Source organism: Bacillus sp. CPT56D-587-MTF (genome assembly GCF_058792335.1).
On sequence record NZ_JBYTEF010000001.1, the window covers coordinates 250,867 to 271,197 of the forward strand.

Sequence of the window (20,331 nt, forward strand, 5' to 3'; positions counted from 1 at the left end):
CTATTATTTTATGTTGTTTTTATTCGCTAAAATCAAAAAAGATTCCAGAGTGTTGGGAACCCTAAAGGGTTTCCCAACACTCTGAAAAGGTTGTATGCCGCATGGGCATACAACCTTTTATTTTAGGACACCACTGTACAAAATGTTTACCTCTACCTCAGGTTTGAATTTTACTTTTGCATAATCTTTATTCCAATTTTTCTTCTTCCATAAGTCAGGGTGATAGGCGATAAGGTGTCTGCCGATACCGAAAGCATCACAGTTTGCTTTTTGTAACTTTTTCGTTATCTTTTTAGCTTCTTTCGTAAGTTGTGTAGACAATTCTTTATTTAGTTTTTTTCGTAACTACTCAGCTTCTTCAAATAAAAAAACAGGCCAAATACATGTTTCCGATTCGAAAACATGAAAAGAAAATACTCCAATCAGAGAAAGAATCTATGCCAAATAGAGAAATTCTCTTATGAAGTCGTGTTATTCCAAGGAACCGTTCTAGTTTCTATGACTTGGTTTATCGCTTGTAAGACCGATTGTTTTTGTTTTTTCATGGTACTCATAAAGCTTCGTATCTGACAAAAAGATTCTGCGCCTTTCTTACTTCGGAAAGTCCCAGACACTTTCTGTTTTACTTTCGTCATCCGAATATCCCGTTCTGCTTGATTGTTATCAAATGGAATGGCTGGATGTTCTAAAAACGCTAGAATTCTGTCAGAATACTTGACGAAGCGATTCCATAAATTTTGAGAAGGCGTCTGCTTTCCTTTCTTCTTTTGTTTCGTGGAAAGAATCTGTTGTTCTTTCAATATGGATTGATACATAATAAACAGATTCTTTTGCGTCGCTTTTGGCATGGTACCTTCGGATTGCTTTTTCATCGTCAACGCTTGCGTTAGAAATTTCTGCATCTGTTGTGCCCATTGTTCTCCAGTACTATCTATAATTCCTTGTAAATCTCGTAAGAGATGGGCATTACATAAAACGTGACGACAATCTGTATACGCATCATACGATTTCCAACCATCATGCATCGCAATTCCAGAAAAAGATGGCAAGATTTCTCCAGCATCCATTGCTTCTTTTCCACGTTTTTGATGAATATGTTGCAATGTCACCTCCGGTGTACTGGCAGTATGTAACCATTGTGTTTTGTTTTCTACACGCATACCAGTTTCATCAAAATGGACAACAGGAGACTGCAGAATCTTTTCCTTTACTTCTTTTATGAATGGCTGCAATTGAGAAGCGAAAGCCTGTGTATGATTTACCAGGGTTCCTTCGCTTATAGAATGTCCAAAACAATCCTGAAAGAATTCTTTTGTTCGCTTCAAAGAAATGCATTGATAATGCGTTAAATAGGGAATCAGTCTTTTTATATTTGGACCATATTGAACAGGACGAGATACTGTCGAAGGAAATTGGGCTTCTTGGATAGAATGGCAATGTGGGCATTCTTTCTGTTCTACTTTATGTTCTGTCACTTCGATCTGAATAGGTGGTAAGTCATACACTTGGCGAATGCGATACCCTTTTACAGGCTCGTGGTTCAAGGAAGTATGACAACAAGTACAATATGTAGGAGAATGTGTAATCGTATGATCTGGAGTCGCTGTCAAACCAAGAGTATGTCCCTTGTGGCCCAACTGGCCACCCGTTTGACGATGAGACGGTTTGCGCAAACTTTTTGTAACGGGCTTACCCAAACCATCTGTAGAAGGTGGCTTATGACTATTTTTGGAGTTTTTTTTGAAGCATTTTCTAGTTCTTGTATACGTTTTTCTAACTTAGAAAATGTTTCTTCAAATAAAGAAATAACAGCTTCAGGTCCTTTTTTATATGTATCTAAAATAATTTTTCGATCGACCATAAGATTCACCTCCCCTGTTTGATATACTCAGTATTTACAAATGGGAGGCATATGAAACTAGTAAAATTTAAAAAAGACACCGAAAGGTGGCTGAGTAGTTACTTTTTTTCTTTCATCCATTTTGTAAAGATTATCTCTCGGAGCTTCAAGCGCTATAACTTTTAGTTGGAGCTTAATGTGAGCATAAACATTTCCTTTTTTATCTGTTGTTATTTTTAAGTCGCGTTTTAACTTTCGATTGCTAATTTCCATTGTTAAATAATCAGATGTTTTCTCTGATTCATCGCTAGTAAGCTTTTGGGTTATACGGGCACTTGTTCCCATTTTTCCAGTTAATAATACGAATAAAACAGATTGTTTCAAAGGTAAATGCCCAGTTAATTTATCATTATTAAATAAAGCTAGACCGTTTGTAATCACTTCTTTTCCTTTTATTTTTATAGAAGGGAGGGTAAAGTCTTTACCGGGATCTAACATTTTTGTAGCAGCTGTTTCTAAAGTTTCTTTTGGAAACACACTCATATCTTCTAAACTTTTCACTTTTTTCTTTAGAAAATCTCCAATTAGTAAATTTCCTACTTTCTTTTTTTCTAGTATCTCGGATGTTTCACCATCTACTGCAATAAGTTTTACTAAAGCAGTTGGGTTTGTTGGGTCCCGAAAGCTGACATCTAAATAAGGTAATATACCTTTTTTTAGGATTTTGGTTCCGAGTAATTGAACGCCATATTTAAAATAGCGAATATTCCCAGTCACATTTTTTTTTAGGGCATCGCTTGTATCCCTTATGTTATGCCCGTTTGCTGAATGTATTTCATTTTCGAATGAAGATTGCTCGCCGCTTGAACTTTTTACGAGTTCAAGCGTTTGCTGAAGTTTATTCTCTTCCGTAATATCATAACCAATGCTATAAGCTAATCTGGCTTCTCTTAATGGCTCTTGATCCCAACAGCCAGAAAGGAGGGAACTAGTACATAATATAAAAAGTAATTTAACTCTTTTTTGGAACATACTGTTCTCCTTTCTTATTTCTTATTACTGAATAAAGTAGAAATAAAAGAGGGAGGACAACGATGAAAATATACGTGAACTTATCAGTGAAAGTTGAAATTACTTTTAATTCTTCAGGTGTATCTATAAATAAGGCTACACTAAAAGCAATAATACCGACGATTGGAACAGCTTTTTTATGATTAGCAAGATTGAATATATGCCCAACTCCGATTGAAGCAGCGCAATAATAACTAGCAATAGAAGCCACAACTGTTATCATCCATATTGGTATGAATAGTAAATCCGTCCGGTCTATAATCCCGATATGTAAGGAGCGTAATAAGTAAGCAACTGGTTCTGGAATAAGCTCGATTTGTTTTGGGCTAAATACGATATAGCAAATCCAAACAGTAAAAGTATAAAAAAGAGTTACAAATCCGTTAGCGATAGAAATTGCCTTCAGTTTTGCCACAGAACTCCCGTTTACTTTTGGGAAAGCGATAAGAATGATTTCAAAACCATACATGGCTGTAATTGTTTCCTTGGATGCTTGAATTATATTCCACCAGCCGGCTTCTGTAATGGGAAAAATGTAAGAGAAATCAGCTCGGGAAAGCCCTAGGGCAATTAAAAGAGCCATGGGCAAAATGAGAATAGAAGCCATGACATAAAATCGTACGATGACTTTAAATGTATTATAGGCTATATAGCAGCAAGCTATCGTAAATAGTAAGAGAATTGCGTACCAAGGGGTCGCTTGCAAAACCCACACTTTAATGACATTACAAGCATTTAACATAACTGTCATACCGATAAGAGTAAAATAAAAAACATAAGCAAAGCCTAATAGTTTTCCAAACTTATTACCAAATAGCATACAAACACTTTCATACATATCTGCATCAGGGAATCGTTTTAAGAAAAGCCACATTAGTAAAATAATAAGCTGAATCGCAAGCCCGGCGATGAGCGCGGAAATCCATCCACCACCTTTTGCTATTGGGTGAAGACGGTTAGGTAGAGAAAGGATACCAACTCCGATTTGGCATTGAATAACGAAAAAGGTAAATTGAACGAGCGAAATTTTACTTTGCGTGTTTGTCACCGTCCTCATCCTCTCTCGTTACATGTTGTCGTTGCATTTTTTTCGGTTTTGGATCATTTGGTCGTTCCAAAAACGACCAAATTGGAAGTCTTACAAAAGAATCTTTCATATCTTTTATCCGCATCGGGGCAACAGGAGAAAGATATGGCGTATGAAATGAATGTAATTGACATAAATGAACGAAAGTTATAATTAGACCGAATGATATTCCGACGTATCCGAATATAGCAGCAAGAATCATTAATGGAAAACGAAGAATTCGAACTGCTGAACTCATATCGTTTGATGGAACGAGAAAAGATGAGATGGCAGTTAAAGCTACAACAATGATCATCGTATAAGAAACAAGTCCAGCTTTTACAATTGCATCACCAATTACTAAACCACCTACAATACCGATTGTTTGTCCAACTCGGCTTGGTAAGCGAATACCAGCTTCCCGTAATAATTCAAAGATTAATTCCATTAAGAGAGCTTCAAAAATAGGAGGAAGTGGTACTTTCTCTAATGAAGCTTTAATTGTATACACAAGTTCGAGCGGCAATACATCAGGATGAAAGGCTACGGTTGCGATATATATAGCTGGTAAGAGAAAAGCAATCAAGAAACTCACTAAGCGAATCATTCGGACGAAAGAACCGACAATCCAGCGGTTATTATAATCGTCTGGTGATTGATAGAAAGCAAATAACGTAACAGGAACGATAAGCGCTGTGGGATCTCCATCAGATAAAATAGCAACTCGTCCTTCCATTAAATTTGCTGCGACTCTATCTGGACGCTCTGTATTTAATTGCTGCGGAAATGGTGAGAAAGATGTATCCTCTATAAATTCTTGTATATATCCTGGAGGCATAAGTGCATCTGTCTTAATCGTTTCTAACCTTCTTTTTACTTCTGTAACTAAATCGTCATTCGCTATGTTTTGCATATAAGCAATAGCTACTTTCGTGTGCATTTCTTCACCGAGTGTAAAATATTTAACAACTACATTTGGACTCTTAATGAGTTTACGAATAGAGGCTAAATTCGTTGCTAAATCTTCTACAAAACCAGTATGCGGTCCACGTACAATACCTTCATTATCAGGCTCTGTTATATCTCTTTTTAAAGATAGAGCCGTTTCAAAAGTGCAAAAGCTTTCGACATGTTCATGAAAATATAAAGATTTACCTTGTAATAAAAGCTGCACACCATAATTTAAATTCGTTTCTTTTTTCATATTTAATGTAGAAAAAGCTTTATCTAAAGATAAATCCGATCGCGTTAATAATGGCTCAAGAGCTAATTGATGAATTAGATTTGGGTCTGCTAAAGATTCGATATATATGATTATTCCTTTTCCGTTTTGAAAAGGGAGATCTAATTTTTTTATATCATCAGAATGAGAAAGTTTATTTTCAATGTAACTAATGTTCTCCGGAAGTGATGGAAACATATGCTTTTGGCCCGTACTCTCTTGTTGTTCTTTTTGCTCCGTCATAATTTCCACCTCTTTTAGATAAAGTTACTTCTGTTAATTTTTGCTTTTTGTGAGAAATTTATGCTTGGATTATTTTTAACAAAGTAGCTTGAAAGTTACGTTACGTCATCTTTTATACTATAGAAAATAGGGTATAGGGGATGATATAAATGACTTTGAGGGATATGTGGGGATGGAAAGAAATTTTATATTTATTTATGTTTGTATTTGTTATTGTTCCAGTAACTGTTGAATCTCTTTTTTATAAATATATTTTAGAAATAATAGGTAACTCACTATATGCTGGAGTATTAATGGGCTTTATAATGGCAGTGATATTTACTACTGTAGTTTATCTTTTTTGTATCAAAAGATATAAACTCTCGTGGAAAGATATTGGAATTCGGAAGCTTTCATGGAAAGATCTTTTATGGACAGTTGGAGCGGTTATTTTCTTAATTGTAGCTAGTATTGCTGTATTAGTGATAATGGAGAAAATGGGTATTTCCTTTGAGAATAGTAAGACGGAGACGGTCCAAAATGATAAATCAATCTATTCATTCTGTATCGCGGTAATTGGAGCAGCAATTATATCACCAATCTATGAAGAGATTTTATATCGAGGTGTTTTTTATACATTTTTTCGTGATAGATATGGCATGTGGGGCGGTATGTTTATTAGTTCCATAATATTTACCGTTGTCCATATCCCTACATATAACACATTACTGGTGAATTTTTTGAGTGGGGTAGTATTTGCATGGTTATATGAGAAAACAAATTCTATTTTATCAGCTATGATTGCCCACGCATTATTCAATTTCATAGCAGTACTTCTAACATTTGTGTCGAATTAAGAAGATATATAGGAGGGATACATATGGAAATAGCTGTAGAACGTGTTTTTACGAAAGAGATTTTAAAAAGAGCAGCGAGTTTGTTTCATGTAACAGTGGAAGACAAGCCGCTTGGAGATTTTGAGAATTATATTTTTAAGGCGAAGGGTGATAATGATGAAGACTATGTATTACGTTTAACGCATTCGTCGCATCGCTCTAAAAAAGAAGTCGAGGCTGAACTAGATTTTTTACGATATGTTGCAGAGAACGGAGCAAAGGTAGCAGGCCCCCTGTACTCAACGTTTCAAAATCTTGTAGAAGAAATCGGAGCAGAGGATGAAACTTTCTTTTTCGTTTCCTTATTTACATATGCAAAAGGTGAGCAAGTAAAAGGAGAGGAATCACCATATTGGGGAGAGGCTTACCTTGAAGCATGGGGAAAAGCGATTGGACAACTGCATCGTCTAACAATGAACTATCCTAAAACGGATCATCGTGATACGTGGGAAGAAGATGAGAGTGGGATTGTTAATGAATTAGAGGATAATCAAGTGAAAAAGATTGCTGCGGTATTAATGGATGAGATAAAGGCTCTTCCAATTGAAAGAGAAACATTCGGCCTTATGCATGGTGATATTCATCCAGGTAATTTTCATTATGATGGAAAAGAGCTAACAATCTTTGATTTTGATGATGCGGCTTATAATTACTTTATACACGATTTAGCAATGGTTCTTTATTACTCTGTTCTATTTACAACGTGGACAGCGGAAGAGAAGACAGATTTTGCTCGTAAACAGTTACAAGTGTTACGAAAAGGATATGAGTATGAGCACAGGCTGGCGGATAGTTGGTATGAATCGTTACCACTATTTTTACGTTTACGTGATATAGGTTTATATGGAACGCTTCAAAAGAAGTTTAAAGGGAAAGATATGCCTGATAACTTCTTGAAATTATCAGAAGAGCTATACGAAAGAATTATTAAAAGAGAAGCAATTGTGAATATATAATACATTTAGTTCAAAACAAAGTATATAAAACAAATATATACTTTGTTTTTTTATACAAAAATATGTTTACTTTATTAAAATAATATTGTCCTAGATTCGGTATACACTTATAATTTTATATATATTCTGAATATTCTTTATAAAAAAGGAGGGGGAATGTTGGAAGCTTTCGTAAATTGGTTAAATAATATTGTTTGGAGTCCAGCACTTGTTTATTTATGTTTAGGAGTAGGTTTATATTTTTCTATTCGAACGAAGTTTTTACAAGTAAGACATGTAGGAGAAATGGTGAAGCTGACATTTCAAGGGGAAAAATCAGAAGCTGGTGTTTCTTCATTCCAAGCGTTAGCACTTTCGTTATCAGGACGTGTTGGAACAGGGAATATCGCTGGGGTAGCAACAGCGGTTGCATTCGGTGGACCAGGAGCTGTATTTTGGATGTGGGCAGTAGCCTTTTTAGGGGCAGGATCAGCTTATGTAGAATCAACACTCGCGCAAATATATAAGACGAAACATCAAGGGCAGTTTCGTGGTGGACCTGCTTATTACATCGAAAAAGGTCTAGGTGTGAAATGGTATGCTTTAGTATTCGTTGCAGCGACAATTCTTGCAACTGGGCTTTTATTACCGGGCGTGCAAGCAAATAGTATTGCTGTAAGTTTAGAAACGGCTTTTGGTATTAATACTACCGTATCAGGGGCTATATTAGTTGTCGTATTAGCTCTTATCATTTTCGGTGGAGTAAAGCGAATTGTTAACGTAGCGCAAGTTGTCGTACCGTTTATGGCAATAGGCTATATTTTAGTAGCTTGCGTCATTGTTGCTATGAATATTGAAAAATTGCCAGAAGCATTTATGTTAATTATAAGAAGTGCATTTGCATTAGAAGCTGCTTTCGGTGGTATTATCGGTTTAGCAATCTCTTGGGGGGTAAAACGTGGTATTTATTCCAATGAAGCAGGACAAGGGACTGGACCACACGCAGCAGCTGCAGCCGAAGTATCACATCCAGCTAAGCAAGGGTTAGTACAAGCATTTTCCGTTTACATTGATACATTATTTGTTTGTTCAGCAACAGCATTTATGATGATTATTACAGGCATGTATAACGTATTTGATGCAAGCGGAAAAAACTTTATCGTTAATAAACTAAACGGCGCTCAGCCAGGACCAGGATATACACAGGCGGCGGTAGAATCTGTTTTCCCTGGATTTGGAAATGGTTTCGTTGCAATCTCGTTATTATTCTTCGCGTTTACAACAATTATGGCGTATTACTACATTGCAGAAACGAATATCGCGTACTTAAATCGTGATAAAGACCGTCCTTGGATGTCTATGGTATTAAAATTTGTATTTTTAGGAGCTGTATTCTACGGTTGTATAAAAACAGCAGCAACGGCTTGGGCTTTAGGCGACATTGGGGTAGGAATTATGGCATGGGTAAATATCATTGCGATTTTATTGTTACAAAAACCTGCATTAGTCGCATTAAAGGATTATGAAAAACAGAAAAAAGAAGGAAAAGATCCAGTATTCGATCCAGGGCCATTAGGAATTAAAAATGCTGATTTTTGGGAGCATGAATACGGGAAAGATAAGAAAGAAGAAGTATCTTAATCGAATAAAAATGAAGAAGCAAAGGGGAAACCCTTTGCTTTTTTTATGGACAAATTGAAGCTAAAAGTTATTTTTGGGACTATTTTTGAATATAAAAAGAATGTACATGCATTGTTAGGGGAAGGGGGAGTATGTTGATAGAATTTCGTAATGTAAATAAATATTATGGTAACTTTCAAGTTTTGAAAAATATTAATGTGCAAGTGAAAAAAGGTGAAGTAGTAGTTGTTGTCGGGCCTTCAGGATCAGGAAAAAGTACATTGCTTCGATGTATAAATCAATTAGAGGCAATTACAGATGGAGAATTAATTGTACAAAATACAGAGGTACACAATAAAAAAACGGACATGAATGACTTGCGGCGAAATATTGGAATGGTCTTTCAACATTTTTATTTATATCCACATAAAACTGTTCTTCAAAATATTACACTAGCACCTATTAAAGTAAATAAAATTTCAAAAGAGGAAGCTGAGAAAACGGCGATGTTTTATTTAGAGAAAGTAGGAATCCCTGAAAAGGCCAGTGTATATCCACATCAATTATCTGGTGGACAACAGCAACGGGTGGCAATTGCTAGAGGACTTGCGATGCAGCCGGAAATTATGCTATTCGATGAGCCTACGTCTGCTCTTGATCCAGAGATGATCGGGGAAGTACTTGATGTTATGAAAACGCTAGCTAAAGAAGGGATGACGATGGTCGTTGTCACGCATGAAATGGGATTTGCTAGAGAGGTAGCAGATAGGATCTTATTTATGGATGATGGCCAAATTATTGAAGATACAACACCGGCGAACTTTTTTGCAAACCCTGAACAAGAAAGAGCCCGTTTATTTTTAAGTCGGGTACTAAATCATTAGAGGAGGAATTTCATGCTTAAAATGAAAAAGTTATTTACTTTAATCGTATTTTCATGTTTATTCGTGCTTGTTGTTGCTGGATGCGGAAGTAAAAAAGATGAGGCGAAAGAAACGAATACGAAGCAAGGCGGGGCCGTTGAGCAAATTAAGAAGCGCGGGAAACTAGTAGTTGGGGTGAAGAATGATACGAACTTATTTGGATTGAAAAACCCTTCCACAGGGCAGGTAGAAGGATTTGATGTTGATGTTGCAAAGGCGCTTGCCAAAAAAATTCTCGGAGATGAAAAGAAACTAGAATTAAAAGAAGTAACGTCTAAAACGCGTATTCCATTACTGAAAAATGGTGACATTGATGCAATTATCGCAACAATGACAATTACGGAAGAACGTAAAAAAGAGGTCGATTTTTCAGATGTATATTTTAAAGCAGGGCAATCGTTACTCGTGAAAAAAGGGAGCGAAATTAAAAGTATTGATGATGTGAAAAAGGGTGTGAAGGTGTTAGCCGTAAAAGGTTCAACATCGACAAATAATATTCGTCAAAAGTCACCGGAAGCGACTGTATTAGAATTTGAAAATTACAGTGAGGCATTTACGGCGTTAAAAGCAGGAAAAGGTGATGTTTTAACGACAGATAATGCAATTCTTTACGGCATGGCAAAACAAGATTCAAATTATGAAGTTGTAGGGAAAATTTTTACGGATGAGCCGTACGGAATCGCAGTGCAAAAAGGTGCAGATGATTTAACGAAAGAGATTAATAGCTTGCTAAAAGATATGAAAGCGAATGGAGAATACGATAAATTGTATGAGAAATGGATTGGGCAAAAACAAGAGAAGTAAAGTGAAACTTTAATTAGTGGGGCTTTATTCCTATTGAAGAGTAAGAGTGAGAGGATGAGGGATGCTCATCCTCTTCTTGTAAAGAAAGAGGGGAGAATATGTGCCTGATTTTTCTATATTAACGAGTAACATTGATATGTATTTAGAAGGGTTTAAATATACAGTTATGTCTAGTGTAATTGCATTGATAGGTAGTTTTATTTTAGGAGTAATTTTGGCAGTAATGCGTATTGCACCTATTCGCATTTTAAATTGGATAGGATCAGCTTTTGTGGAGTTTGTAAGAAATATTCCACTTGTATTAATTGCATTTATATTCTATTTTGCTTTACCTGTAATAGGAATTACTTTAAATGGTTTTGTAGCAGGAACAGTTACGCTTACGGTATATACGGCAGCTTTTATTGCAGAAGTAATTCGCGCTGGTATTTTATCCGTTGCAAAAGGTCAAATGGAAGCAGCACGTTCCTCAGGATTAACGTATGTACAGGGAATGTATTATATTGTTTTACCCCAGGCGATGAAAATCGTAATCCCTCCTTTAGGAAATCAATTTCTCAATTTAGTAAAAAACTCTTCCATACTCGGAATTATCGCTGGTATGGATTTAATGTATCAAGGAGATTTAATTTCAACGAAGACATTTGTTACGTTCGATGTCTATATATTTGTCGGAATGTTTTATTTAATATTAACAATTCCGCTCAGTATGCTAGTGCGTTATTTAGAAAAACGCTTAGCAAAGGAGGCGGTGTAAATGGATTTCAAGGGAGCAATTACAGGAGATCATATTCTATTTTTATTAAAAGGATTACTTATAACATTAGAGGTAGCGCTCATAGCAATTGTACTTAGTTTTATTATTGGAAGTGTAATCGGTATATTGCGCTACACGAAAATACCTGTCGTCTCACAAGTATTAGGAGTTATAGTTGAAGTGATTCGAAACTTACCACTACTGTTAATTATATTTTTCACGTATTTTGCACTTCCAGAAGCAGGCTTGAAATTAGAAATTATAACAGCTGCAATTGTTGCTTTAACAATATTTGAGGCAGCAATGATATCTGAAATTGTTAGAAGTGGTCTATTGTCTATTGAAAAAGGGCAGGTTGAAGCTGCAAGATCTTCGGGATTAACGTATGTTCAAGCGCTTTGGCATATTATTTTGCCACAAGCATTAAGGAGAATGGTTCCGCCGCTTGTCAGTCAATTTATTTCATTGCTGAAGGATACGTCGCTAGCGGTTGTTATATCACTCCCTGAGCTTATGCATAATGCTCAAATTATTAGCGGGCAAAATGTGAATTACATGATTCCGACGTTTATAGTAGTAGCTTGTATGTACTTTATCGTAAATTATAGTTTATCAATTTTATCGAGAAGATTAGAACTCCGTTGACTCTTACAATATATGTAAGGGTTTTTCCCTTGTTTCTCCTTATTTTCCTCTAAATAGAATCTAAATCTTGCAATAATTCGATTTTTATATTGTTTTATCAGAAAAGTTTTAATTTTATATAGAAAATGTAATCGCTTTCGTGTATATTTTTATTATCAGAAAATTTTAACAGGATATAGGGGTATGGTAGGGGGAGGATTTAGATGCAGCAACCAACGAATGAGAAATTACATCGTACGATGAAGAGTAGACATTTATTTATGATCGCACTTGGTGGTGTAATCGGAACTGGTTTCTTCTTAGGTTCAGGTTACACCATTAATCAGGCTGGACCAGGGGGAGCCATCCTTTCATATTTAGTAGGCGGATTTATTATGTATTTAACAATGCTTTGTCTTGGAGAGTTAACGGTAGCGATGCCGGTTTCAGGATCTTTCCAAAAGTATGCGACGAAGTTTATTGGACCAGGAACGGGCTTTATGATTGGCTGGTTATACTGGCTCGGCTGGGCAGTAACAGTGGGTCTAGAATTAACGTCAATCGGTTTAATGATGAAAAGATGGTTTCCAAATGTTGATGTTTGGGTATGGTGCCTTGTATTCGGCGTTATTTTATATGCTTCAAACGCAATTTCGGCGAAAAGTTATGCTGAATTAGAATTTTGGTTCTCTAGTATTAAAGTAATTACAATTCTTGCATTTGTTGTGCTTGGTGGTAGTGCATTATTAGGATTTATATCATATGACGGAAAAGAAGCAGCACCTCTTTTCTCTAACTTTGTAAGCGATGGTGGACTTTTCCCGAATGGACTAGCTGCCGTATTACTTACAATGATTACAGTTAACTTCTCGTTCCAAGGAACAGAGTTAATCGGAATTGCAGCGGGAGAAAGTGAAAATCCAGAAAAAACAATTCCACGTGCGATTCGTAATACAGTATGGCGCATTATGTTATTCTTCATTTTAACAATGACGATTTTAGTAGGATTAATTTCTTGGAAAGAAGCAGGCGTAATTGAAAGTCCATTCGTAGTCGTATTTGATAAAATTGGTATTCCATACGCAGCTGATATTATGAACTTCGTTATTATTACTGCGTTATTATCTGTAGCGAACTCTGGATTATATGCAGCGACGCGTATACTATGGTCACTTGCAAATGAGGGAATGGCACCAACTTCCTTCCAGAAAGTAAATAAGCGTGGTATTCCAATTACAGCGCTAGTCGTAACGATTGCGGTAGCTGGATTATCTCTATTCACAAGTTTCCTTGCAGAAGATACAGTATACATGTATTTATTATCGATAGCTGGTTTATCGGCTGTTTCAAGTTGGATCATTATTGCTCTATCGCAACTTCGCTTTAGAAGTCAGTATATAAAAGGCGGAGGAAAGTTAGAGGACTTAAAGTATAGAACACCACTATACCCAATTGTCCCGATTTTAGCCTTAATTACAAATAGCATTGTTGTTATTAGTTTAGCGTTTATTCCTGAACAAAGAATGGCGTTATACTGTGGTATTCCATTTATCATTTTCTGCTATATATATTATTATATTAGTAAGAAACGGCAGAAACCGATGAAAGTGGAGATGGAAAAAACAAATGAAACTAACAATCAAACACGATGATATAGAAGCAGATTTATCGTATGGTCAATTAGCGATTGGAAAAGAAAACGGGTATTCACCGTTACAATTACTCATTTCTTCTATCGCAGGATGTAGTGCAATTGTCTTTCGAACAATTTTAGAAAAGAAACGTATTACATATGATACGTTTACAATCGAAACTGAAATTGGTAGAAGTGAAGCTTTATCGAAGCCAGTTGAAAGTGTTCATTTGCACTATAAAATTAAAGCAGAAAACATTACAGAAGAGCAGCTGGACAAGGCGCTGCAACTTGCAGTGAAAAATTGTACGATTGTTCAATCTGTAAAAGATAGTATAAAGGTTACGGAAACAATTGAACTAATAAAATGAAACATAAAAACGTGAGAATACGGCTCTCACGTTTTTATGTTTTTAATAAAGGGAGAAAGTATGATGGAATGTTTAGGTTGTAAATTAGCAAATGAAGAGGAAAAAATATATAAAATATATGAAGATGACTATGTAACATGTTTTTTAGATCATGAACCTTTCTATACAGGACATACTTTAATTGTGCCAAAGCAACATGTTGTAGAAGTAGACGAATTAGATGATGTTGTAGCAAAATCCATTATGGATGCTTCTAAGCTGATTGCAAAAGCGATTTAGGTATTATATAAACCTGACGGAATTACGATTTGTCAAAATGGTGGAATCTTTAATGAACTTACGCACTATCATATGCATGTTGTACCGAGATATAAAGAGCGTTCATTTGCTGAGTTTTATACGGTACAATCGGGAGAAAAGAAGAATCATAATTTGGAAGAAATAAAGACGTTGTTAAAAGAAGAGATAGAGCAAGTGTTGCTGACTGAAAAGGCATAAGAGGAATGTTCTTTATGAAACAGTCAGGAAAATTCGAATAAACAAAAGCCCGATTTCTTAGTTAAAATAGAGAAATTGGGCTTTTTGCTTATTCTATTATTAAATTTTATCTATAAAAAGATTTTGCAGTGTCACAAAGCTACAGTGCTCATTCGTTATATAGAGTGAGAGGAGGAATTATATGAAAGTTACAAACAAAGATTATGAAAAGATGGAAGAGCTATATGAGTTGTATGAACAAAAAATTTATTATGTAGCTTATTCTATTTTAAATAATATTCAACAGGCTGAAGATGCGGTTCAAGAGACGTTTATTACTCTTTATAAGAACTTGGAAAAGCTCCATAGCTTGAGCACTGAAGAGCTTAAACGCTATATTTTGAGGATCGCGAAAAACAAGGCGATTGATAGTTACCGGAAAAATAAACGACATGAAACATTTTTAGAAGAATATGAAAGAGAATCAATAGAAGCAGTAGATGAAAATATTGAAGAGTGGGAAAAACGTAAAATGTCTGAGGTTCAAATTGATACATTGCTAAAAGAGTTAAATGAATCTAACAGACAGGTGTTTAAGTACAAAGTCTTCTATAACTTAACGTATCAAGAAATTTCAAGTGTCATGGGGATAACGGAGGCCAATGTCCGCAAGCAGTTTGAGCGTGCTCGAAAACGAGTCCAAAATATGATAGGAGGTATACAACATGACGAATTCAAAGAACTCCAAAGAAATATATGAACTTGCTGAAAAAATTGCTTTAGATGATTTTGATAAACTCGAAGAACAACATGAATTTTCACATACATATACGCGCAAAAAGAAATTGTTTATGGAAGAAATGAAGCTGAGAGGCGAGCGACCACAGAAAAAGCGTAAAAGACATCGTATGTTAATCGCTGCTGCCTGTTTATTAATTGGTATGCCAACAACTGTTTTTGGTACAGTAAAAGTCTATAATATGATTGTTCAAAAACAAAATTACGAAGTAAATGTTTCCTTAACAAATAAGGATTCGAAAAAGAGTGATCAGTGGTATAAGTTGAAGATTGGTAAATTGCCAGAAAATATGGAAGCAATTGATGATAGTGCTATGAAATATTCATTTAAAGATAACGACGCAATGGGCGGGTTTTCATTTGTTCTTTCGAGAGTGGGAGAAAATGCGGATTTTCAAACTTTATATTCAAAAAGTTATGAAGAAAAAGAGATAAATGGCAGGAAAGCAGTAATTGTCCATAAAGAAACTGGAAACAACAACGTAATGTTTGACAGAAAGGTCTTTCTCTTTTTTGAGAAAGAAGGGATTATGTTAGAAAGTTATATTGGATCCGATGTAAACGAAGAACAAATGATAGATGTGTTAGGAAGTATTTCACTTGAGCCTACGTCAAAAGAAAAGGCATCATATATAGCAGATTATGATGAAAATCGCTTTACCAAAGCAGCTGAACCGAAAGAAAATAAGGTGATTCCATTGAAAAAAGATAGTAAACGACTATTTCATATAGGACAAAAGGTTCCAGTAACGATATCTATGGATAACAGCCAAATTGAATATGTGATAGAAAAAGTTGAAGTCTTTGATTCAATTAAAGATTTTAAACAAGAGAATTTTAATGAACTTGGCCTAGAGATATTAAGCAAGAATAAGGCTTTAGATCAGATGGGAAAATTACTATCGTACAGACGAGATGAATATAAATTAGGGAATGGTAAAGATTCAATTGATACATTAGTAGATTCGAAATTAGTTAATGTTAAATTTGTCTATTTAACAACAACAGTGAAAAATATTGGTAAAAAGTCGACAGAAGAAATCTATATGCATCCATCCATAAAACAGCTTAAATTTGAAGGGAATGCATGGAACTACGCTAAAGAAGAGGGAATGGACGCAACGCGTATTATGACGGGTGAAGTTGATTACTTGGAACCTCACGGAGAAGGGAAAAGCTTTTATAATATTGGCAGTATCACACCAGGACAAACGGTGAAGGTTAACTTAGGTTATTTTGTAGATGAGGATAAACTAGATTCAATCTTTTTGGATGCTTTCCATTACAGAGGGAATGGTGGCACTGAAAATATGAATGCGGAATATCGTTGGTGGATTGATATTCGTCAATAGTAACAAAGAGACTAAAAAGCTGCTTACATCTAGCAGCTTTTTTCGTCTTCATACATATGTAAAATTTCTTTCGCACGTATACGTAAACCATCTATCAATTCTTTCGGTTCTAAAACTTTTGCATCTTTTCCAAGTCTATAAAATAAAGGAGTAATAAAGTTAATCTCACCTTTATCAATTGTTGAGTGTATATATCCTGTCCCATCCTCGTTTACTATAACGAATTCCTCAAGATAAGGAACGCTTTTACATTGGCGTACGCCTTCTGTTGTCAGTAAAACATGTAACTGAGTAGGATTGTGTACTACGTTAGAGTTAGAGGCAAACCACTCTTCTAAATTCATGAATGTATCTGTATTTTCTTCCATCGATAATATTGAGAGAATACGATCAACGCGATACAGTAATACTTTTTTTCTACCGAAGTCATAGGACGGTAAGTACCATAACCCGTCGTGAGCATATACACCAATCGGATGAACATGTTTTGTTTTTATCCCTGATTTAGATTCGTATTGAAAGTGTAAATTTTTATTTTCAATAGCCGCTGTTAACACTTCGTTTAAAAGTGGGGTCTCAATTGTTCTCTTCGGATTCCAAAAGGCGATATAAGAACGTATTTTATCAACGTTCACTTTCGCATCATGTTGTAGGGAGCTATACAGTTTATGTGTAACGGAATTGATTTCTGTGTTAAAAGGTAAGTCGCGATAGTAACTTAAAGATTGAAAAGCAAAAAAGATAGAGACTGCTTCTTCTTCCGTAAATAAAATAGGCGGAATTACTCTATTCGTTAATACTTTATAGCCGCCGTTACGACCTTGTTCTGCGTAAATGGGCAACCCCATATCACTTAAATCTAAAATGTATCTATGGACAGTACGAACGGAGATATTAAATTCATCAGCTATTTCTTGCGCTGTAAATGTCTTTTTGGCAGAAGCAAATATAAGAATATCTAATAAGCGTTTAGCTTTTGACAAATGTATCACCTTTTCTTTTTAACGTGACATAAATTGTCATGTTTTATTGTTAGTATATTGTTTACATCATATGTTATCAAGATGAGATACAAGGAGGAAAAGATATGTCACGTGAAATAGTTTTATTTATTGCGGCGAGCTTAGATGGATATATTGCGAAAGAAAATGATGATTTAGAGTGGTTAATGGAAACGGAAGGAGAGGGAGATAACGGTTATACAGAAATGTACGAAACGATTGATACAATAATTATGGGAAAGAAAACGTACGATTATGTAGTAGAGCATACGGAAACATTCCCGTACTTAGATAAAGCATGTTATGTTTTTTCTCGTTCAGAAAAAGGTTCAGACGGAAACGTGGAATTTGTAAATGAAGATGTAGTGGAGTTTACAAAAAGGTTAAAAGCACAAGAAGGGTCTAAAATATGGATGGTTGGTGGAGGAGAGCTACTGAGAGAATTCTTTAAGAATAATCTAATTGATGAATATGTTGTTACGATTACACCGCATATATTAGGTTCTGGAGTTCCGTTATTTCAAGACAAGAACCCAGAAATTAATTTAACTTTGATGGATACGAAACGTTTTGGGCAATTTGTAAATTTATATTATAAAGTAAAGTGATAAAAAAACACGACTATTGATGATAGTCGTGTTTTTTTATGGATGGTAATGAAATTATAAAGCAAGACCCGTAATCGACTTCGCTCGTTACAGTAATATTTCCGCCGTGTAGTTCTACAATTTCTTTTACGATAGATAGCCCTAAACCAGTTCCGCCTGTAGATCGTGTTCTTGCTTTATCGACACGGTAAAAGCGGTCAAAAATGTGAGGGAGGTCTTCAAGCGGAATACCTTCGCCTTCATCTTCAATTGTAATGGAGATACGTTTATGTTCTTCTGTAATAGAAATGTTTATATGAGAATGCTCTTTTGAATGTCTATAAGCGTTATTTAAAATATTCACAACAACTTGTTCGAATCGTTGTTCATCTAAGTTTACTAGCAGTGTAGGAGGACAAGAGAAAGAAACTTTAATGTACCTTTCTTTATACATGGCGTTTACTTTTTCACATATACGCGTAAGGAAGGTGTGTAAATGCACTTCCTTTACTTGAATAGAAAAGTTATGTTGTTCCATTTGTGCAAGTGAAAATAAATCTTGAACTAAGTTTGTAATGTAATCAGACTCATCTTTTATAATTGATAAATATCGCAAACGTTGTTCAGAAGGGGTGCTTTCTTTTAAAGCAATGTCAGCATAACCTCTTACGTATGTTAACGGTGTTCGTAATTCGTGAGCAACACTTGCTAGAAATTCACTTCGCTCTGTTTTCATATAATGTAGATCATTTGCGAGCGTCTGAATAGATGATGCTAGTTCACCAATTTCATCATTTCGAGTAGTTGTTAATGAAACAGATAAATCACCTTTACTCATTTTTTCAGTGGCATGTTTCATGTGTAACAATGGTTTTGTTAATAAACGTGATAATAGGAAAATTGTGATGACTGTGAGTAGAAATGTGATGGCACCAGCAATAATGAATTGTTTTGTTAATCCATTAACTAACTTTTCAATTGATTCTGTTCCAAGAAACATGTACACATAGCCTTCATGTTTTCCATCTACTACAATGGGGCTAACTGTACATATATAATTAGATGTTTTCCAATGATTTTCTATAATCGCTCCATTATGGTCTGTTCGAGTTTGCATTTTACTAATATGATCGTTTATAGTCGTGTTTATTTCGTTAGATTTAGCTAGTATTTCTTTATTTGCATTTGTAATAACGACAGTTGTTTCAGCTTCAGATTCCATTAATGCTACGTGAGAGATGGTTTGCTCATCGTAATATTTTTCAAGTACATCTCGATGACTATTTCCTCGCTTTAATAAAGCTGTCATTTCTTCATTTACTCTAGTGTTTACAAGACTATAATAGAGCAAAATAAAGAGAACACTTTCAATTAAAAGTGTAACAATTAAAAAATAAAATCCGAATTGAATTGAAATTCGTTTCATCGTTTTGCCCCTTACTGTTCAGTATCAATCCATCGATAACCTATTCCATACACGGTTTTTAAATGATGATCAATAGGGAAATTTGCTTTTCGCAATTTATCACGTAAATTACGAATATGTGAATCGACTGTGCGATCTTCTGTATTTGTGTTTAACCCCCAAATTCGTTCGATGAGCTGATCACGGTTTAATACGTAGTTCACATGGCGTAAAAATAATCCGAGTAAAGAAAATTCAATTGGTGTGAGAAGGAGTTCTTCATTATGGACAGAAACGAAGTGTTTTGTTTCATCCCATACAATACCGTGATATTGGATTTGTTTATGTTCATTTGTACGTCTTAAAACGGCTTCAATTCTTGCGAAAAGTTCTTCTTCATGGAAAGGTTTCGTTACGTAATCATCGGCTCCAATTTTTAATCCTTGAACGACATCTACTGTTTGATCACGAGCTGTAACCATAATAATAGGAATGTTACTAAAAGATCGGATTTTTTTGCACGTTTCCCATCCGTCCATCTTTGGCATCATAATATCGAGTAAAACAAATTTAAAGTTTCGATTTTCTATATGTAAAATAGCTTCTTCTCCTGAAGTCGCACATACGCAGTTATATCCAATTGGTGTAAGATAAAGCGTTAATAATTCAAGCATTCTCGGTTCATCGTCTACGAGCAGTATATCAATCATAGAGAGCCCTCCATATT

Annotated in this window: 17 protein-coding genes and 4 pseudogenes; 13 read left to right on the forward strand and 8 right to left on the reverse strand. The window is 35.2% G+C overall.

Translation table 11 applies throughout. The features are described 5' to 3' along the window. Positions 1–117: 117 nt before the first annotated feature. The 5 genes and pseudogenes from AC3WVZ_RS01225 to gerKA all read right to left on the reverse strand — a co-directional run. Positions 118–342 (reverse strand): annotated as a pseudogene (locus AC3WVZ_RS01225) (Ger(x)C family spore germination C-terminal domain-containing protein); the annotation flags it as partial. Positions 343–458: 116 nt separating this feature from the next. Further along, positions 459–1,861 (reverse strand): annotated as a pseudogene (tnpC, locus tag AC3WVZ_RS01230) (IS66 family transposase). A gap of 90 nt (positions 1,862–1,951) precedes the next feature. Next, a pseudogene (locus AC3WVZ_RS01235) lies at positions 1,952–2,872 on the reverse strand (Ger(x)C family spore germination protein); the annotation flags it as partial. Next, the gene (locus tag AC3WVZ_RS01240) at positions 2,853–3,959 is read right to left on the reverse strand and encodes a GerAB/ArcD/ProY family transporter (protein ID WP_000185789.1); all 1,107 of its coding nucleotides are present in this window, start codon (positions 3,957–3,959) and stop codon (positions 2,853–2,855) included. The pseudogene AC3WVZ_RS01235 and the gene AC3WVZ_RS01240, both read right to left, overlap by 20 nt. Next, positions 3,940–5,442: a spore germination protein GerKA gene (gene gerKA / locus AC3WVZ_RS01245; protein ID WP_233935901.1), complete on the reverse strand. Its 1,503-nt coding sequence runs from the start codon at positions 5,440–5,442 to the stop codon at positions 3,940–3,942. Before gerKA ends, AC3WVZ_RS01240 begins: the two co-directional genes overlap by 20 nt. Before the next feature lie 149 nt (positions 5,443–5,591). Between gerKA and AC3WVZ_RS01250 the strand changes: the two genes are divergently transcribed. From AC3WVZ_RS01250 to AC3WVZ_RS01305, 12 genes and pseudogenes are all read left to right on the forward strand, one after another. Beyond that, a complete protein-coding gene (locus tag AC3WVZ_RS01250) occupies positions 5,592–6,278 on the forward strand; it encodes a CPBP family intramembrane glutamic endopeptidase (RefSeq protein WP_063220871.1) in 687 nt (228 codons plus the stop codon). Between the two features lie 23 nt (positions 6,279–6,301). Further along, the gene (locus AC3WVZ_RS01255) at positions 6,302–7,273 is read left to right on the forward strand and encodes a phosphotransferase enzyme family protein (protein WP_233935902.1); all 972 of its coding nucleotides are present in this window, start codon (positions 6,302–6,304) and stop codon (positions 7,271–7,273) included. Positions 7,274–7,432: 159 nt separating this feature from the next. Further along, positions 7,433–8,893 (forward strand): alanine/glycine:cation symporter family protein, encoded by a 1,461-nt coding sequence (locus AC3WVZ_RS01260; RefSeq protein WP_000387160.1) that lies wholly within the window; start codon positions 7,433–7,435, stop codon positions 8,891–8,893. Positions 8,894–9,027: 134 nt separating this feature from the next. Continuing rightward, positions 9,028–9,756, forward strand: coding sequence for an amino acid ABC transporter ATP-binding protein (locus AC3WVZ_RS01265; protein ID WP_016125464.1), 729 nt, complete (start codon positions 9,028–9,030; stop codon positions 9,754–9,756). A gap of 12 nt (positions 9,757–9,768) precedes the next feature. Further along, the gene (gene glnH / locus AC3WVZ_RS01270) at positions 9,769–10,599 is read left to right on the forward strand and encodes a glutamine ABC transporter substrate-binding protein GlnH (RefSeq protein WP_000916485.1); all 831 of its coding nucleotides are present in this window, start codon (positions 9,769–9,771) and stop codon (positions 10,597–10,599) included. A gap of 100 nt (positions 10,600–10,699) precedes the next feature. Beyond that, positions 10,700–11,356 carry an amino acid ABC transporter permease gene (locus AC3WVZ_RS01275; protein ID WP_233935903.1) on the forward strand — a complete coding sequence of 219 codons (657 nt, stop codon included), beginning with the start codon at positions 10,700–10,702 and terminating at the stop codon, positions 11,354–11,356. After that, positions 11,357–12,001, forward strand: a complete 645-nt coding sequence (locus tag AC3WVZ_RS01280) for an amino acid ABC transporter permease (RefSeq protein WP_000345960.1) — start codon at positions 11,357–11,359, stop codon at positions 11,999–12,001. 203 nt (positions 12,002–12,204) lie between these two features. Beyond that, positions 12,205–13,632 carry an amino acid permease gene (locus tag AC3WVZ_RS01285; protein ID WP_001187097.1) on the forward strand — a complete coding sequence of 476 codons (1,428 nt, stop codon included), beginning with the start codon at positions 12,205–12,207 and terminating at the stop codon, positions 13,630–13,632. Further along, the gene (locus AC3WVZ_RS01290; protein ID WP_000778831.1) at positions 13,607–13,984 is read left to right on the forward strand and encodes an OsmC family protein; all 378 of its coding nucleotides are present in this window, start codon (positions 13,607–13,609) and stop codon (positions 13,982–13,984) included. Before AC3WVZ_RS01285 ends, AC3WVZ_RS01290 begins: the two co-directional genes overlap by 26 nt. A gap of 63 nt (positions 13,985–14,047) precedes the next feature. Continuing rightward, a pseudogene (locus AC3WVZ_RS01295) lies at positions 14,048–14,482 on the forward strand (HIT family protein). 181 nt (positions 14,483–14,663) lie between these two features. Then, entirely contained in the window at positions 14,664–15,221 is a 558-nt protein-coding gene (locus AC3WVZ_RS01300) for an RNA polymerase sigma factor (RefSeq protein WP_000869256.1), read from the forward strand. Next, positions 15,187–16,611, forward strand: a complete 1,425-nt coding sequence (locus AC3WVZ_RS01305) for a DUF4367 domain-containing protein (RefSeq protein ID WP_233935904.1) — start codon at positions 15,187–15,189, stop codon at positions 16,609–16,611. Before AC3WVZ_RS01300 ends, AC3WVZ_RS01305 begins: the two co-directional genes overlap by 35 nt. Before the next feature lie 29 nt (positions 16,612–16,640). On the opposite strand, the gene AC3WVZ_RS01310 is transcribed toward AC3WVZ_RS01305, so the two are convergent. Beyond that, positions 16,641–17,603, reverse strand: coding sequence for a helix-turn-helix transcriptional regulator (locus AC3WVZ_RS01310; protein WP_233935905.1), 963 nt, complete (start codon positions 17,601–17,603; stop codon positions 16,641–16,643). Positions 17,604–17,698: 95 nt separating this feature from the next. Here AC3WVZ_RS01310 and AC3WVZ_RS01315 point away from each other — a divergent pair, with 95 nt between their 5' ends. Continuing rightward, positions 17,699–18,220: a dihydrofolate reductase family protein gene (locus tag AC3WVZ_RS01315; RefSeq protein ID WP_000085780.1), complete on the forward strand. Its 522-nt coding sequence runs from the start codon at positions 17,699–17,701 to the stop codon at positions 18,218–18,220. Between the two features lie 13 nt (positions 18,221–18,233). Here AC3WVZ_RS01315 and AC3WVZ_RS01320 read toward each other — a convergent pair whose 3' ends face one another. Continuing rightward, on the reverse strand, positions 18,234–19,625 hold the full coding sequence (locus tag AC3WVZ_RS01320) for a sensor histidine kinase (RefSeq protein ID WP_000822525.1): 1,392 nt from the start codon (positions 19,623–19,625) through the stop codon (positions 18,234–18,236). Between the two features lie 11 nt (positions 19,626–19,636). Further along, positions 19,637–20,314, reverse strand: a complete 678-nt coding sequence (locus tag AC3WVZ_RS01325; protein ID WP_006918011.1) for a response regulator transcription factor — start codon at positions 20,312–20,314, stop codon at positions 19,637–19,639. Positions 20,315–20,331 lie beyond the last annotated feature (17 nt).

Coding starts and splice junctions, on each gene's coding strand:
- AC3WVZ_RS01315 (WP_000085780.1), top strand. CDS start 17,699: ATGTCACGTGAAATAGTTTTATTTATTGCGGCGAGCTTAGATGGATAT.
- AC3WVZ_RS01305 (WP_233935904.1), top strand. CDS start 15,187: ATGACGAATTCAAAGAACTCCAAAGAAATATATGAACTTGCTGAAAAA.
- gerKA (WP_233935901.1), bottom strand. CDS start 5,442: ATGACGGAGCAAAAAGAACAACAAGAGAGTACGGGCCAAAAGCATATG.
- AC3WVZ_RS01280 (WP_000345960.1), top strand. CDS start 11,357: ATGGATTTCAAGGGAGCAATTACAGGAGATCATATTCTATTTTTATTA.
- AC3WVZ_RS01300 (WP_000869256.1), top strand. CDS start 14,664: ATGAAAGTTACAAACAAAGATTATGAAAAGATGGAAGAGCTATATGAG.
- AC3WVZ_RS01250 (WP_063220871.1), top strand. CDS start 5,592: ATGACTTTGAGGGATATGTGGGGATGGAAAGAAATTTTATATTTATTT.
- AC3WVZ_RS01285 (WP_001187097.1), top strand. CDS start 12,205: ATGCAGCAACCAACGAATGAGAAATTACATCGTACGATGAAGAGTAGA.
- AC3WVZ_RS01290 (WP_000778831.1), top strand. CDS start 13,607: ATGAAACTAACAATCAAACACGATGATATAGAAGCAGATTTATCGTAT.
- AC3WVZ_RS01255 (WP_233935902.1), top strand. CDS start 6,302: ATGGAAATAGCTGTAGAACGTGTTTTTACGAAAGAGATTTTAAAAAGA.
- AC3WVZ_RS01320 (WP_000822525.1), bottom strand. CDS start 19,625: ATGAAACGAATTTCAATTCAATTCGGATTTTATTTTTTAATTGTTACA.
- glnH (WP_000916485.1), top strand. CDS start 9,769: ATGCTTAAAATGAAAAAGTTATTTACTTTAATCGTATTTTCATGTTTA.
- AC3WVZ_RS01325 (WP_006918011.1), bottom strand. CDS start 20,314: ATGATTGATATACTGCTCGTAGACGATGAACCGAGAATGCTTGAATTA.